Source organism: Phenylobacterium sp. (assembly GCF_036264965.1).
Classification (GTDB): Bacteria; Pseudomonadota; Alphaproteobacteria; order Caulobacterales; family Caulobacteraceae; genus Phenylobacterium.
Genome location: NZ_DATAPY010000008.1, coordinates 1 through 13,871 on the forward strand (window position 1 = coordinate 1; position 13,871 = coordinate 13,871).

Consider the following 13,871-nt stretch of genomic DNA (forward strand, 5'->3'; position numbering starts at 1 on the left):
CGAGTTCCGGCCTGCTAGGCGGAAAATGCTCAATCGTTTCAAGACAACCTGCCCAGCACGGACTCTCAGTGTACGGACTTGTTGGTCTCCGATAAGCCACTGAAAGCACTCATTCTATTTAGATGTGTGAATCCGGTAGCCTTCGTGGGGAGGGTGGCGGGGCGAAGCCGAGACGGGTGCGGAAGTCGCGCTCAAGCGCTGACTCCATACTTTGGCCCACACCTCCCCACCCTGCTCGCTTCGCGATCTGTCCCTCCCCATTAAAGGAGAGAAGGAAGCACGCGGAGGGAAGGCGCCTACAGTAACAGCCCGAACAGCCGGCAATCGCGCCGTTCGCCGTCGCGCAGCACGTGGCCGCGCAGCATGCCTTCCTCGACGAAGCCAAGTCGCTCCAGCAGGGCGTCGGACCGGCGGTTGCCCAGGTGGCTGCGCGCCAGCAGCCTTCGCAGGCCCGAGGCTGCGGCGTAGGCCAGCACCGCCTGCATGGCCTCCAGCGCATAGCCCTGGCCCCAGGCCTCGCGGCCCAGCATGAAGCCGACCTCCGCCCGGTGATGCCGCCGATCGATCTCCGAGAGGTCGCAGGTGCCGATGAACTGGTCGTCGCTGAGCGCGCGCATCGCCCAGTAGACCGCCTTGCCCTCGATCATCTCGTCCATCTGGCCCGCGACGATATTGGCGATGATGTCCGGGTCGTCGATCTCGCCCATGTCCCAGAAGGCCATCACCTCAGCGTCGGCCATCAGGGGGAAGATGTATTGCGTGTCCTCGGCCGCCACCGGCGTCAGCCGCATCCTCTGGGTCTCGAGGATCGGCAGGAGACTGAGGTCGGGACTCATCGTTGGGCAAATGCTTGTCTGAGGACTGCGACGCCCTAGCTATGGCCTTGAGGCGGTCTCGGTGATAGAGCCCGCGCTTCATTTCGCTGGGCTTTCCTGCAAATCGCCGCAGGTGTGACCGGCCGAACGCACAGAGACTAAAGAACGCCCATGCTGATTGGCCTCCTGCTCGCCGCCCAGATCATCGTCAGCCTCAGCCTGATCGGCGTGGTGCTGCTGCAGCGCTCGGAAGGCGGCGGATTCGTGGGCGGCGGCAGCTCCGGCGGCATGATGTCGGTGCGCGGCGTGGGCGATCTCCTGACCCGCACCACTTGGATCCTCGGCTCGGCTTTCTTCATCATCGCCCTGCTGCTGACGATCCTGGAAGGCCGGGAAAAGGGCGCGTCCTCGGTCGTCGACCGCCTGAAGATCGACAACATCGATCCCTCGACGCTGAACCAGCCCAAGCCCTCGCGCCCGCCGGCCGGAACCGCTCAGCCGGGCGCCCCGCAAGGCGCGCCGGTCCCGCTGCAGGCGCCTCAGCCCACGATCAACAACCCGTTCCTCGGGCAGCCGGCCCAGCCCGGCCCGTCCGCGCCCCCGCAATAGCCGTTTTGCTGGGGATAGTTGGGCTACGGCGCCGATTGCGCCAGCGCGTCCGCGAATCGCTGCTAATCTGAACGCCCATGGCCCGGTACATCTTCATCACCGGCGGCGTGGTCTCCTCTTTGGGTAAGGGTCTCGCGTCCGCCGCTCTCGGCGCGCTCCTTCAAGCGCGAGGCTACGGCGTCCGGCTGCGCAAGCTCGACCCCTATCTCAACGTCGATCCGGGGACGATGAGCCCCTATCAGCACGGCGAGGTCTTCGTGACCGACGACGGCGCGGAGACCGACCTGGACCTGGGTCACTACGAGCGGTTCACCGGCGTCAACGCGACCCGCAACGACAACATCACCACCGGCCAGATCTACAAGACGATCATCGAGAAGGAGCGGCGCGGCGACTACCTCGGCGCCACCGTCCAGGTGATCCCGCACGTCACCGGCGAGATCAAGGACTTCGTCCTGGCCGATCCGGGCGAGGGCGTCGACTTCGTGCTGGTCGAAGTGGGCGGCACGGTGGGCGACATCGAAGGCCTGCCGTTCTTCGAGGCGATCCGCCAGCTGGGCCAGGAGCTGCCCCGCGGCCATGCGTGCTTCATCCACCTGACGCTCTTGCCGTTCATCAAGACGGCCGGGGAGATGAAGACCAAGCCCACCCAGCACTCGGTGAAGGAGCTGCGCTCCATCGGCATCCAGCCGGACATCCTGCTCTGCCGCTGCGAGATGCCGATCCCGGAAGCTGAGCGGAAGAAACTTGGCCTGTTCTGCAACGTGCGGCCGAGCGCGGTCATCCAGGCGATGGACTCGGAGAACATCTACCACGTGCCGCTCGACTATCATGAGCAAGGGCTCGACTCCGAAGTGCTGGACGTCTTCGGGATGAAGGACACGGCGCCCGCGCCCAACCTCAGCCGCTGGGAGTCGATCTCCCACACGCTCAGCCATCCGGACGGCGAGGTGAATATCGCCATCGTCGGCAAGTACACGGCGCTGACCGACGCCTACAAATCGCTGATCGAGGCCCTGACCCACGGCGGCGTGGCCAACAACGTCCGCGTCAAGTTCGACTGGATCGAGGGCGAGGCCTTCGAGCGCGACGACCGGATGATCGGCGAGCGCCTGACCGGCGTGCATGGCGTCCTGGTGCCCGGCGCCTTCGGCGAGCGCGGCTCGGAAGGGATGATCCGCGCCGTGCAGTTCGCGCGGGTGCACGGCATCCCCTATTTCGGCATCTGCTTCGGCATGCAGATGGCGATGATCGAGGCGGCGCGGAACCTGGCCGGCATCCATCAGGCGTCCTCTACCGAGTTCGGGCCGACCTCGGAGCCCATCGTCGGCCTGATGACCGAGTGGGTGCGCGGCAACGAGAAGGAAGTCCGCGGGGAGGGCGGCGAGCTCGGCGGCACCATGCGCTGCGGGGCCTACGAGGCGGTGCTGACGCCGGGCAGCCTGGTGGCGCAGATCTACGGCGCGCCGACCATCTCCGAGCGCCACCGGCACCGCTACGAGGTCAACATCGCCTACCGCGACGCCATCGAGCAGGCGGGGCTGAAGTTCACCGGCCTGTCGCCGGACGGGGTGCTGCCGGAGCTTTGCGAGCGCACCGACCACCCGTGGTTCGTGGGTGTGCAGTACCATCCGGAACTGAAGAGCCGCCCCTTCGACCCGCACCCGCTGTTCGCCAGCTTCATCGGCGCCGCGCGCAACCGCAGCCGCCTGGTCTGACCTCTCCGGCTTGACGGGTCCGGGCAGAGGTGGGTTCCTCGGCCCGACGCCGCTGGAGATTCACGGATGCTCGACCTGGTCCTGGCGATCGGCCACCACATCCTGGTCTTCAGCCTGTTCGGCGTGCTGTTCGCCGAGCTCGTGCTGGTGCGTAAGGGCGTCGACCTGGAGACCGTCACCCGGATCGGCCGCATCGACCTGATGTACGGCGTCCTGGCCGGACTGATCGTCGTGGTCGGGTTCTCGCGAGCGATCTTCGCCGCCAAGGGCTGGCTCTACTATTCGCACAACCTGTTCTTCCACCTGAAGGTGGGGACTTTCATCGTCATCGGCCTGCTGTCGATCCCGCCGACGCTCGCCTACCTCCGCTGGCGTCGGGCGGCGGCGACGCCCACCGACGCCCAGGTCGCCGGAGTACGCCGCTGGCTATGGGCTGAAATGGTCCTTTTCGCCCTGCTGCCGGCCTTCGCCGCCGCCATGGCCCGCGGCTACGGCGAGTTCCCCGCCTAGCCTGTGGCCAGCCAGGCCGATCTTCGCCGCATCGCGCTGGCTCTGCCAGAGGCCTACGAGGACCTCCATCGCCGCCGCCCGGCCTTCCGGGTGCGCAAACGCATCTTCGCAATGCTGGGCGTGACCGGGAACGGCGCGCTGTTTCCAGACCTCGCCGCGGACGACATCGCGGTCGCCAAGCTGGATCGCGAGGACCAACTGAACATGGCCGCGGCCTATCCCGACGCCATCGAGCCGACCGAGACCTACGGCCACCATGGCTGGACCTACATCCGCCTGCCGCGGACCGATGAAGCGGTTCTGTCGACGGCGCTTCGCCCCGCCTGGACCCACGTCGCGCCGAAGTCGCTCGTGTCGCGCTTGATCGGCGAGGGGGTTTGAGGCATACACCCCGGCTCACGTGGCGGCCCCATTCGGCCGCCGCTCGCATTTCCACACCCGCGAGACACTCCGATGGCTGTTCCTAAACGCAAAACTTCGCCCTCGCGGCGGAACATGCGCCGCTCCCACCACGCGCTGGGCGCCAATTCCTTCGTCGAAGACAAGGAAACCGGCGAGCTGAAGCGCCCGCACCACGTCGACCTGAAGACCGGCATGTACAAGGGCCGCCAGGTCCTGACGCCGAAGGAAGACTAGCCGCTTCCACGCGTTCGAGTTTTTGAAACGCCGGCCTGCGGATCGCGGCCGGCGTTTCTGATTCTGCGGCTTGGCCTTAGGCTGTCCCGATGTCGAGCCGCCTCCTCGTCTTGCTGACCTTGATCGCCGCGGCTTCGGCCTGGGCGGCATCTGCCTCACCGCCGCTCACGCCGGATCGCTGGGGGAAGCTTCGAATCGGGATGCACGAGCGGGACGCGGTGCGTCAGTTCCACCTTCATATCTCGCGGAATGACGGCGTGAGCAGCTACGAATGCCGGCAGGACACTTGGCCCGGGCGCCCGGACATCGGCGTGATGGCGCGCAATGGCCGCATCAGTCGGATCGAGACCGACGGAAAGACCCTTCACACCGACAAGGGCTTCGGCGTCGGTTCAAGCGAAGCCGATTTGCGGAAAGCATATGGCCCTTCGCTTGAGGTCGCGACCGCCGCCTACATGGACGAGCCCGCGCACGACCTCACGTATTGGCGTCCTGGAAGGAAGCGCGGCGTGCTTTACGGCACGAACGAGCATGGCCAGGTGGTCTATGTCCGCGCCGGAGACCGGTCGATCACCTACATCGAAGGTTGCCTCTAGGCCTACTGCGTCCGGCCCCGCGCCTGGACCGCCGCCCGGCGCGCCTCGACCATCTCCGGCGTCACGGCGGCGTTGTGGATCACCGAGCGCTCATGCTCCAGCGCCAAACCGTCGCCCAGGCTCAGCACATAGCCGTCGTCAATCATCGCCTTGTAGGTGACGAGCATCTCGGCCTCGATGGAGGCCATCTCATGCGCCAGCTTCAGCGCCGCGGGCATCAGCTCCGCCGGCTCGACCACCCGGTTCACCAGGCCCCAGTCATAGGCTTGTCGGGCGGAGAGGAAGTTGCCGGTCAGCGACAACTCCTTGGCGCGGTAGGGGCCGATGACGCGGGAGAGCTTCTGCGACAGGCCCCAGCCGGGCGTGATGCCGACGCGGGCGTGGGTGTCGGCGAAGCGGGCGTTGGTCGAGCAGATCAGCACGTCGCAGGCCAGCGCCACCTCGAACCCGCCGGTGATTGCCACGCCGTTGATCGCGCCAACGATCGGCTTGGAGCAGGCCAGAACGGCGCGCGTCGGGTTCTCCGCCGGATCGGTGGCGTTGGCCGCGCCCATGCCCAACGGGTCGGTGGAGAGTTCCTTCAAGTCGAGGCCCGCGGTGAACGCCCGCTCGCCAGCGCCGGTCAGGACGATCACCTTCACCGTCGGATCGGCGTCCAGTTCCACGAACGCCTGCTGCAGGGCGGCTCGCAACGCCTTGGACAACGCGTTCATCGCCTCGGGGCGATTGAAGGTGACGACAGCGACGGCGTCCTGGCGTTCGACGAGCAGCATGGAGGTCTCCGATTTTCGGGCATGAGCGCGACGCCGACGGGCCAAGTCAAGTTGCCCCACGGCGGGAAGCTGGCTAAGCCTCGCCCGCGCCCGAAAACCAGAGAATCCCGCAGAGAAATCCCATGACCGAGATCGTCGACATTACCGCCCGCGAAATCCTCGACAGCCGCGGCAATCCGACGGTGGAGGTGGACGTGGTCCTGGAGGACGGCTCGATGGGGCGCTGCGCCGTCCCCTCCGGCGCCTCCACCGGCGCCCACGAGGCGGTCGAGAAGCGCGACGGCGACAAGAAGCGCTACGGCGGCAAGGGCGTCCTGCAGGCGGTCGACGCGGTCAACGGCGAGATCTACGACGCGCTGGCCGGCGCCGACGCCGAGGACCAGCGCCGCCTCGACCGGATGCTGATCGAGCTCGACGGCACACCGAACAAGGCCCGCCTGGGCGCCAACGCCATCCTGGGCGTCAGCCTGGCGGCGGCCAAGGCGGCGGCCAGCTCGGCGGCCTTGCCGCTCTACAAGTACGTGGGCGGCGTTTCGGCGCGCGTCCTGCCGACGCCGATGATGAACATCATCAATGGCGGGGCCCACGCCGACAATCCGATCGACATCCAGGAGTTCATGATCCTGCCGGTGGGCGCGGCGACCTTCGCCGAGGGCCTGCGGATGGGTTCGGAGATCTTCCACGCCCTGAAGTCGAAGCTGTACGCCGCCGGCCACAACACCAATGTCGGCGACGAGGGCGGCTTCGCCCCCAACATCGGCTCGGCCGAAGAGGCGCTGACCTTCATCATGCAGGCCGGCGAGGCGGCCGGATACAAGCCCGAGAAGGACTTCGTCCTGGGCCTCGACGCGGCGGCCACCGAATTCTTCAAGGACGGCAAGTACGTGGTCGCCGGCGAGGGCCTGACGCTCGATCCGGCCGGCATGGTCGACTACCTGGCCAAGCTGGCGGCCGGTTTCCCGATCGTCACCATCGAGGACGGCTGCGCCGAGGACGACCTGGAGGGCTGGAAGCTGCTCACCGACAAGCTGGGCGGCAAGCTGCAACTGGTGGGCGACGACCTCTTTGTCACCAACACCACGCGCCTGGCCATGGGCATCGAGAAGGGCCTGGCCAATTCGATCCTGGTGAAGGTCAACCAGATCGGCACGCTCTCGGAGACTCTGGACGCCGTCGATATGGCCCACCGCGCGGCCTACACCGCGGTGATGAGCCATCGCTCGGGTGAGACCGAGGACACCACCATCGCCGATCTGGCCGTGGCCACCAATTGCGGGCAGATCAAGACCGGGTCACTCTCCCGCTCGGACCGCACGGCCAAGTACAACCAGCTCCTGCGCATCGAGGAAGAGCTGGGCGACCAGGCGGTCTATGCGGGGCGGAGCGCGCTGAAGCGCTGACGCGCCGGGGCGAGACCATGCGCCTCACCAACGAGACCATCGTGGCCGCCTTTCGGGACGCCGCCGCCCTGCAGGCGGCCGGCGACCTGCCGTCGGCGGCGGCCCGTTGGCGGGACATCGTCACCGCGGCCCCGGCCAGCGCGGAGGCCTGGCGCAACCTCGCCGACACCCTCAGCCGCCTGGGGGAGTTCCCGGAGGCGGAGGGCGCCTACCGGCAGGCCGTAACGCGAAGGCCCGGCGCCGCGTGGTCCCTGCAGGGCTTGGCGGGCTTCCTGCACAAGACCGGGCGCTGGCGCGAGGCGGAGCCGTTCTATTCGCAGGCCCTGGCCCTGACGCCGGACGACCCGCGCCTGCGCCTGGCCTGCGGCCACCTGAAGCTCGGCCTGGGCGATTTCGCGGCCGGTTGGCCATTGTACGAAAGCCGCAAAGGATTGCCCGGCCAGGGCGCCGAGCCTCTGCCCTTGCCGAACGAATGGCAGGGCGAGCCTGTGGCCGGACGGCGCCTGCTGATCTGGCCGGAGCAAGGCTTTGGCGACCAGATCCAGTTCGCGCGCTATGCGCTGGCGGTTCGGAACCTGGGCGCGGACGTCACCTTGGTCTGTCCGCCGGAACTCCAGGCGCTGTTCGCCGAGCTTCCGGTGAAGGTCGTGGCGCGCGGCCGGAACACGACCTTCGAGCCGCCGGACTACTGGAGCCTGGCCCTGTCCACGCCCGGCCGCCTGGGCGTCACCCTCGCCGACGTGGCGGGCGAACCCTATCTGCGTGCGCCGGCGGCCGCCCGCGCCAGGTGGGCCGGACACGCTCCGCCAAAGGCGGTGGGCGTTGCCTGGCGCGGGCGCGGGTCGCATCCGAACGACGCGCGCCGCTCGCTTCCGTCCGCTGAAGCCCTGGATCCGCTCCGGAAGGCCGGCGCCCGGCTGATCGACCTGACCGAGCCGGTGGGCGACTTCGCCGACCTGGCCGCCATCATCGAGCAACTGGACCTGGTGGTGACGGTCGACACGGCGGTCGCGCACTTGGCCGGCGCGATCGGCAAGCCCTGCTGGCTGATGCTGCCCTGGTTCTGGCAGGACTGGCGCTGGTTCCAGGACCGCGAGGACAGCCCCTGGTACGTAGGCCATCGCCTGTTCCGGCAGGCGCCGGGCGAGGCCCCGGCTGCAGTGATCGATCGGATCGCCGAGGCCTGGCGGCGCGAACTTGCCTAGACCCTTCCCGGTTCAGGTGGAATCACCCGAACCGGATGAGAAGGGTCTATCTTCAAAGGTTTAGAGCGCGTCGGACGGGTGAACCGGTATCCACTTCACCCTGCGCGCTCTAGCGTGCGTGATTGCAGCAAGCCATTCTGCGCCGCCGGGGCTCGCTAGGCTGAACGCTAAGGCGGCCGCGCTGGGGAAGAGCGATGACTTCGGCTTCGACGACGACGGCCGCGCCGGCCGGTTCCGGCCCGCTGATCCTCGGCCTCTGCTTCCTGGCGGCGCTCTGCGAGGGCTTCGACGTCCAGGCGGCCGGGGTGACCGGCGGCGGCGTGGCCCATGCCTTTCACGTCGCCCCCAAGGCGCTCGGCTGGTTCTTCAGCGCCGGCAACTTTGGCCTGCTGTTCGGAGCCCTGGTTGGAGGACGGCTATCGGATCGCTTCGGCCGCCGCCTGGTGCTGGTCGCGTCCCTGGCGATCTTCGGCCTCTTCTCCCTGGCGACCGCGACGGCGGGGGACCTCAACACGCTGACGGCTTTCCGCGTCCTCACCGGCCTCGGCCTGGGCGGCGCGCTGCCCAATGCGGTTGCCATCGCCGCGGACTACGGCGGCCTGTCGCCGCGCAGCGGCCATATCGCCATCGGCTATTTCGGCATGCCGCTGGGCGGCGCGATCGCCAGCGCCCTGACCGTGATCCTGCCGTCGGACCATTGGCGGGAGGTCTTCATCATGGGCGGGGTGAGCCCGCTGATCGCCGCCGGCGCGGTCATCGCCCTGATGCCGCCCGAAGCCGGGCAGGCCGGCGCAAAGGCCGGGGCGGGTGACACAGCGCCGGCTTCGATCGCGGAGGCCCTGTTCGGAGACGGGCGCGCCGCGCGCACGGTCGCGCTCTGGCTGGGCTTCCTGCTGATGGCTCTCGCGCTGCATCTGATGCTGAACTGGCTGCCCCTGCTGCTGCAGGCTCAAGGACTCTCCAAGAGCCAGGCCGCGCTCGCCCAGGTGGGTTTCAACCTCGGCGGCGCAGCCGCCGCGCTCGGCGTGGGCCTCCTGATGGACAGCCCTTGGCGCCGCTCAGCGATCGCGGCGAGCGTTGTCGCCCTGCCCACCTTGCTGCTGGTGGTCGCGGCCCTGCACGGGCCCGCCATCATAGGTCTCGCCGCGCTCCTCGGCGGCGCGATCCTGGCCGTGCAGGTGATCCTCTACGCGGTGGCGGGCATCCTCTATCCGCAGGCCATCCGCGGCACGGGCCTCGGCGCCGGCGTCGCCGCCAGCCGGGTCGGCTCGATCGCCGGGCCGGCCTCCGCGGCGGTCCTGTTGGCCTCGGGCGGAAGTGCGGCCCAGGTCCTGACGGGCCTGCTGCCGGTCACGCTCGTTGGCGGGATCTGCGTCCTGGCGTTGGGGTGGCGCAAGCCCGCCGCGTGAGGTGGTTAGCGCGCCGTTAAGCATGCCCGGGCGATGAATTCCGCTCTGTTGCAGGGATTCGCCGTGCTCGCTCGCCTCCGCCCCTATCTGCCGACCGCGCTGCTGGCCCTGCTCATCGTCTATTTCGCCTTCCACGCCTTCACCGGCGACCGCGGCCTGCTGACCTCCAACCAGCGCGACGAGGCCCTGATCGCCAAGACCCGCGAGCTCGCCCAGGTGCAGCGTCAGCGGCAGGATTTGGAAACCCGTGCGCGCCTGCTGCGCGACACCAGCCTTTCGGCCGATCTGCTGGAGGAAAGGGCGCGCTCCCTGCTAGGCTTCGCCGATCCGAGGGACTATGTGATCCGCATGAAGCCTTAGGGCCCGCCTGCGGGTTCTAGAGGTCTTGCGGACGGATCACGGAGATACGCATGGCGCGTGAGCAGGCCGGCGCGGCCGGTCGGCGGAAAGCCAACGGTGTCGACAACCACAAGCCCTTCCGGGCCGGCGGTGACGGCAAGGATGAACTGCTAAAGCACTATCGGGACATGCTGCTGATCCGCCGCTTCGAGGAGCGTGCGGGCCAGCTCTACGGCATGGGGCTGATCGGCGGCTTCTGCCATCTCTACATCGGCCAGGAAGCCATCGCGGTCGGCGTGCAGGCGGCGCAGAAGCCCGGCGATCAGGTGATCACCGGCTACCGCGAGCATGGCCACATGCTGGCCTGCGGCATGGACCCCAAGGAAGTGATGGCCGAGCTGACCGGCCGGGCCTCGGGCTCGTCGCACGGCAAGGGCGGCTCGATGCATATGTTCTCGACCGAAGCGAATTTCTATGGCGGCCACGGGATCGTCGGCGCGCAGGTCAGTCTGGGCACCGGCCTGGCGCTCGCCAATCGCTATCGCGACGACGGCAGAGTGGCCTTCACCTACTTCGGCGACGGCGCCGCCAACCAGGGCCAGGTCTACGAGAGCTTCAACATGGCGGAGCTCTGGAGCCTGCCGGTCGTCTACGTCATCGAGAACAACCAGTACGCCATGGGCACCTCCATCGACCGCTCGTCGTCGGAGACCCATCTCTACAAACGCGGCGCCTCCTTCCGGATTCCGGGCGAGGAGGTCGACGGCATGGACGTGCTGGCCGTGAAGGCCGCCGCCGAAAAGGCCGCCGAATACGCCCGCTCCGGCAAGGGCCCCTACATTCTGGAAATGAAGACCTACCGCTACCGCGGCCACTCGATGAGCGACCCGGCCAAGTATCGCACTCGCGACGAGGTGGATGAGGTCCGCAAGACCCGCGACCCCATCGATCACGTCGAGGAGATGCTTGAGAAAAAAGGCTGGGCCGACGAGGCGACGCTGAAGGCCATCGACGCCGAGGTGAAGCGCGTCGTGGCCGACGCCGCCGAGTTCGCGCGCACCTCGCCGGAGCCCGATCCCAAGGAACTCTACACGGACGTCTATACCGAAGCGTCCTCGGCGGTGACGGCATGACCGACGTCCTGATGCCGGCGCTCTCTCCGACCATGGAGGAGGGCACGCTAGCCAAATGGCATGTGAAGGTCGGCGACAAGGTCCGCTCCGGCGACGTGATCGCCGAGATCGAGACCGACAAGGCCACCATGGAGGTGGAAGCCGTCGACGAGGGCACCGTCGAAGAGATCCTGGTGCCGGAGGGCGCTGAAGAGGTGAAGGTCAACACGCCAATCGCGCGGCTGTCCGGCGAAGACGGTGTCTCAGCTCCGCCGCCAGCCGCCAAGGCTGAGGCGGCGCCCGAGCCCAAGGCTGAAGCTGCCGCGCCTCAATCGCGGGCCGAAGCCTCCGGCGACCCTGAGCGCAAAGCTCCGGAAGCCGACGCCAAACCCCGGGCCGAAGGCAAGGCGACCGCGCCCGTCGCGCCGGCGCAGACGCTGAAGGACCCCGAGCTCCCGGAAGGGACTAAGCTGGTCAAGATGACCGTCCGTGACGCCCTGCGCGACGCCATGGCCGAGGAGATGCGCCGCGACAAGGACGTCTTCCTGATGGGCGAGGAAGTCGCCCAGTACCAGGGCGCCTACAAGGTCAGCCGCGAGCTCTTGCAGGAGTTCGGCGACAAGCGAGTGATCGACACCCCGATCACCGAATACGGCTTCGCCGGCCTCGGCGTCGGCGCAGCCATGGCCGGCCTGAAGCCGATCGTCGAGTTCATGACCTTCAATTTCGCCATGCAGGCCATTGATCATATTGTCAATTCGGCCGCCAAGACGCTCTATATGTCCGGCGGCCAGATCAAGACCTCCATCGTCTTCCGCGGCCCCAACGGGGCGGCGGCGCGGGTCGGCGCGCAACACAGCCAGGACTACGCCGGCTGGTACGGCCACGTGCCCGGCCTGAAGGTGATCGCGCCCTATGACGCAGCCGACGCCAAGGGCCTCTTGAAGGCCGCGATCCGCGACCCGAACCCCGTCGTCTTCCTCGAAAACGAGATGATGTACGGCCTGGAATTCGATGTGCCGGAAGGCATCGACTGGGTGCTGCCGATCGGCAAGGCTAAGGTCCGCCGCGAAGGAACCGGCGTCACCCTGGTCGCCTATTCCCGCATGGTCGGCTTCTGCCTGCAGGCAGCCGAGAAGCTGGCGGAAGAGGGCATCGAGGCCGAGGTCATCGACCTGCGCACCATCCGGCCGATGGACATCGGCACTGTCGTCGAGAGCGTCAAGAAGACCAACCGCCTGGTCACGGTCGAGGAAGGCTGGGGCCCCATGGGCGTCGGCGCCGAGGTCGCGGCCCGGGTCGTGGAACTGGCCTTCGACTATCTAGACGCGCCGCCGGCCCGCGTTTGCCAGGAAGACGTGCCGCTGCCCTACGCGGCGAACCTCGAGGCCCTGTCGCTGCCCTCGGTCGACAAGATCGTGAAGGCGGCCAAGGCGGTCAGCTACAAATGAGCGTTGGGCAAATGAGCGAGAGCCCGTTCACCTGGCACGCCGGCGGCTGCCACTGCGGAGGGGTGCGCTTCGAGGTGGCCCTGCCGCCCAGCGTCGAGGCCCAGACCTGCAACTGTTCGATGTGCGAGAAGACCGGCTTCGTGCACATCATTGTGCCGGAGAGCCGCTTCCGCATCACCAAGGGCGCCGAGCGGCTGGCCGAGTACAGCTTCAACACCCGCGTCGCGAAGCACCTGTTCTGCGCCGACTGCGGGATCAAGGGCTTCTACCGCCCGCGCTCGAACCCCGACGGCTGGAGCGTGAACGCGCGCTGCCTGGACTCCACCGACGGCTTCGATCTGCGGATCGAGGCGTTCGATGGCAAGAACTGGGAAGCCAACGCCGCGGGCCTCGCCCATCTCTCCAAGGAGCCCGCATGAGCATCGACATCCTGATGCCGGCGCTCTCTCCGACCATGGAGGAGGGCACGCTGGCCAAATGGCACGTGAAGAAGGGCGACACGGTGAAGTCCGGCGACGTCATCGCCGAGATCGAGACCGACAAGGCCACCATGGTGGTGGAAGCCGTCGATGAAGGCACGGTCGAGGACATCCTGGTCGCCGAGGGCACCGAGGGCGTGAAGGTCAACGCCCCGATCGCCCGGCTGTCCGGTGAGGATTCCGGCGCGTCAGCCGCGCCGGCCCCTAAAACCTCACCCGAAGCGAAGGCTTCGGGGGACCGCGAAGCGGTGGAGGGGGCGCTGCCGCCCACTCGGAGCACGGCCCCAACATCCCCTCCGTCGGCTTCGCCGCCACCTTCCCCGCAAGCGGGTGAGGTTTCGAAGCCATCGACTGCGAAGTCAGGCGGCCAACGCATCTTCGCCTCGCCGCTGGCGCGGCGTATCGCCGAGCAGAAGGGCCTGGATCTGGCGGCCGTGACGGGCTCCGGGCCGCATGGGCGGATCGTGAAGGCCGACGTGGACGCGGCTCAGCCGGGCCAGGCCAAGGCGCCCGCCGCCGCGCCCGCCGGCCAGCCGGCCGCGGCGCCAGTGGCGGCCGGCGCGCCGCGCCAGGTCCAGTCGCTGGAGCAGCAGGGCATCCCCGCCGGCAGCTACGACCTCATCCCGCTGGACGGCATGCGCAAGACGGTCGCCCGGCGGATGACCGAGAGCTTCCGCGATGTGCCGCACTTCCCGCTGACCATCGACCTGGAGATCGATGCACTGCTGGCGGCCCGCGCGAAGATCAACGCCATGCTCGAAGCGTCCGGCGTCAAGGTCAGCGTCAACGACATGGTCATCAAGGCGGCCGCCGCGGCGC

16 protein-coding genes are annotated in these 13,871 nt (G+C 68.1%); 14 read left to right on the forward strand and 2 right to left on the reverse strand.

The genetic code is table 11. The annotated features are described in order from the left end of the window. Positions 1-296: 296 nt before the first annotated feature. On the reverse strand, positions 297-836 hold the full coding sequence (locus VHS75_RS00785; protein ID WP_329636696.1) for a GNAT family N-acetyltransferase: 540 nt from the start codon (positions 834-836) through the stop codon (positions 297-299). A 150-nt stretch (positions 837-986) separates the two neighbouring features. Between VHS75_RS00785 and secG the strand changes: the two genes are divergently transcribed. The 6 genes from secG (at position 987) to VHS75_RS00815 (ending at position 4,884) form a co-directional block, all read left to right on the forward strand. Beyond that, positions 987-1,424, forward strand: a complete 438-nt coding sequence (gene secG / locus VHS75_RS00790) for a preprotein translocase subunit SecG (protein WP_329636697.1) — start codon at positions 987-989, stop codon at positions 1,422-1,424. A gap of 77 nt (positions 1,425-1,501) precedes the next feature. Next, a complete protein-coding gene (locus tag VHS75_RS00795; protein ID WP_329636698.1) occupies positions 1,502-3,142 on the forward strand; it encodes a CTP synthase in 1,641 nt (546 codons plus the stop codon). A gap of 66 nt (positions 3,143-3,208) precedes the next feature. Next, positions 3,209-3,652, forward strand: coding sequence for a DUF2214 family protein (locus tag VHS75_RS00800; RefSeq protein WP_329636699.1), 444 nt, complete (start codon positions 3,209-3,211; stop codon positions 3,650-3,652). A 3-nt stretch (positions 3,653-3,655) separates the two neighbouring features. Beyond that, positions 3,656-4,033, forward strand: a complete 378-nt coding sequence (locus VHS75_RS00805; protein ID WP_329636700.1) for an MmcQ/YjbR family DNA-binding protein — start codon at positions 3,656-3,658, stop codon at positions 4,031-4,033. Between the two features lie 72 nt (positions 4,034-4,105). Further along, positions 4,106-4,288 carry a 50S ribosomal protein L32 gene (rpmF, locus tag VHS75_RS00810; protein ID WP_111515250.1) on the forward strand — a complete coding sequence of 61 codons (183 nt, stop codon included), beginning with the start codon at positions 4,106-4,108 and terminating at the stop codon, positions 4,286-4,288. An 89-nt stretch (positions 4,289-4,377) separates the two neighbouring features. Then, entirely contained in the window at positions 4,378-4,884 is a 507-nt protein-coding gene (locus VHS75_RS00815; RefSeq protein WP_329636701.1) for a hypothetical protein, read from the forward strand. 2 nt (positions 4,885-4,886) lie between these two features. Here VHS75_RS00815 and VHS75_RS00820 read toward each other — a convergent pair whose 3' ends face one another. Then, the gene (locus VHS75_RS00820; RefSeq protein WP_329636702.1) at positions 4,887-5,657 is read right to left on the reverse strand and encodes an enoyl-CoA hydratase; all 771 of its coding nucleotides are present in this window, start codon (positions 5,655-5,657) and stop codon (positions 4,887-4,889) included. A 122-nt stretch (positions 5,658-5,779) separates the two neighbouring features. On the opposite strand from VHS75_RS00820, the gene eno reads away from it, so the two are divergent. From eno to VHS75_RS00860, 8 genes are all read left to right on the forward strand, one after another. Beyond that, a complete protein-coding gene (gene eno / locus VHS75_RS00825) occupies positions 5,780-7,057 on the forward strand; it encodes a phosphopyruvate hydratase (RefSeq protein WP_329636703.1) in 1,278 nt (425 codons plus the stop codon). Positions 7,058-7,074: 17 nt separating this feature from the next. Further along, positions 7,075-8,262 carry a glycosyltransferase family 9 protein gene (locus VHS75_RS00830; protein ID WP_329636704.1) on the forward strand — a complete coding sequence of 396 codons (1,188 nt, stop codon included), beginning with the start codon at positions 7,075-7,077 and terminating at the stop codon, positions 8,260-8,262. Positions 8,263-8,456: 194 nt separating this feature from the next. Then, positions 8,457-9,671 carry an MFS transporter gene (locus VHS75_RS00835; RefSeq protein ID WP_329636705.1) on the forward strand — a complete coding sequence of 405 codons (1,215 nt, stop codon included), beginning with the start codon at positions 8,457-8,459 and terminating at the stop codon, positions 9,669-9,671. Between the two features lie 63 nt (positions 9,672-9,734). Beyond that, entirely contained in the window at positions 9,735-10,031 is a 297-nt protein-coding gene (locus VHS75_RS00840; RefSeq protein ID WP_329636706.1) for an FtsB family cell division protein, read from the forward strand. Between the two features lie 50 nt (positions 10,032-10,081). After that, complete coding sequence (gene pdhA / locus VHS75_RS00845; protein ID WP_329636707.1) at positions 10,082-11,143, forward strand: pyruvate dehydrogenase (acetyl-transferring) E1 component subunit alpha; 1,062 nt, start codon at positions 10,082-10,084, stop codon at positions 11,141-11,143. Continuing rightward, entirely contained in the window at positions 11,140-12,573 is a 1,434-nt protein-coding gene (locus tag VHS75_RS00850) for a pyruvate dehydrogenase complex E1 component subunit beta (protein ID WP_329636708.1), read from the forward strand. Before pdhA ends, VHS75_RS00850 begins: the two co-directional genes overlap by 4 nt. Positions 12,574-12,584: 11 nt before the next feature. Further along, complete coding sequence (locus VHS75_RS00855) at positions 12,585-12,992, forward strand: GFA family protein (protein ID WP_329636709.1); 408 nt, start codon at positions 12,585-12,587, stop codon at positions 12,990-12,992. Further along, positions 12,989-13,871: biotin/lipoyl-containing protein (locus VHS75_RS00860; RefSeq protein WP_329636710.1), on the forward strand; the 883-nt coding region annotated here is incomplete at its 3' end. The genes VHS75_RS00855 and VHS75_RS00860, both read left to right, overlap by 4 nt.

Coding starts and splice junctions, on each gene's coding strand:
- pdhA (WP_329636707.1), top strand. CDS start 10,082: ATGGCGCGTGAGCAGGCCGGCGCGGCCGGTCGGCGGAAAGCCAACGGT.
- rpmF (WP_111515250.1), top strand. CDS start 4,106: ATGGCTGTTCCTAAACGCAAAACTTCGCCCTCGCGGCGGAACATGCGC.
- eno (WP_329636703.1), top strand. CDS start 5,780: ATGACCGAGATCGTCGACATTACCGCCCGCGAAATCCTCGACAGCCGC.
- VHS75_RS00795 (WP_329636698.1), top strand. CDS start 1,502: ATGGCCCGGTACATCTTCATCACCGGCGGCGTGGTCTCCTCTTTGGGT.
- secG (WP_329636697.1), top strand. CDS start 987: ATGCTGATTGGCCTCCTGCTCGCCGCCCAGATCATCGTCAGCCTCAGC.
- VHS75_RS00830 (WP_329636704.1), top strand. CDS start 7,075: ATGCGCCTCACCAACGAGACCATCGTGGCCGCCTTTCGGGACGCCGCC.
- VHS75_RS00785 (WP_329636696.1), bottom strand. CDS start 836: ATGAGTCCCGACCTCAGTCTCCTGCCGATCCTCGAGACCCAGAGGATG.
- VHS75_RS00855 (WP_329636709.1), top strand. CDS start 12,585: ATGAGCGAGAGCCCGTTCACCTGGCACGCCGGCGGCTGCCACTGCGGA.
- VHS75_RS00800 (WP_329636699.1), top strand. CDS start 3,209: ATGCTCGACCTGGTCCTGGCGATCGGCCACCACATCCTGGTCTTCAGC.
- VHS75_RS00815 (WP_329636701.1), top strand. CDS start 4,378: ATGTCGAGCCGCCTCCTCGTCTTGCTGACCTTGATCGCCGCGGCTTCG.
- VHS75_RS00820 (WP_329636702.1), bottom strand. CDS start 5,657: ATGCTGCTCGTCGAACGCCAGGACGCCGTCGCTGTCGTCACCTTCAAT.
- VHS75_RS00835 (WP_329636705.1), top strand. CDS start 8,457: ATGACTTCGGCTTCGACGACGACGGCCGCGCCGGCCGGTTCCGGCCCG.
- VHS75_RS00850 (WP_329636708.1), top strand. CDS start 11,140: ATGACCGACGTCCTGATGCCGGCGCTCTCTCCGACCATGGAGGAGGGC.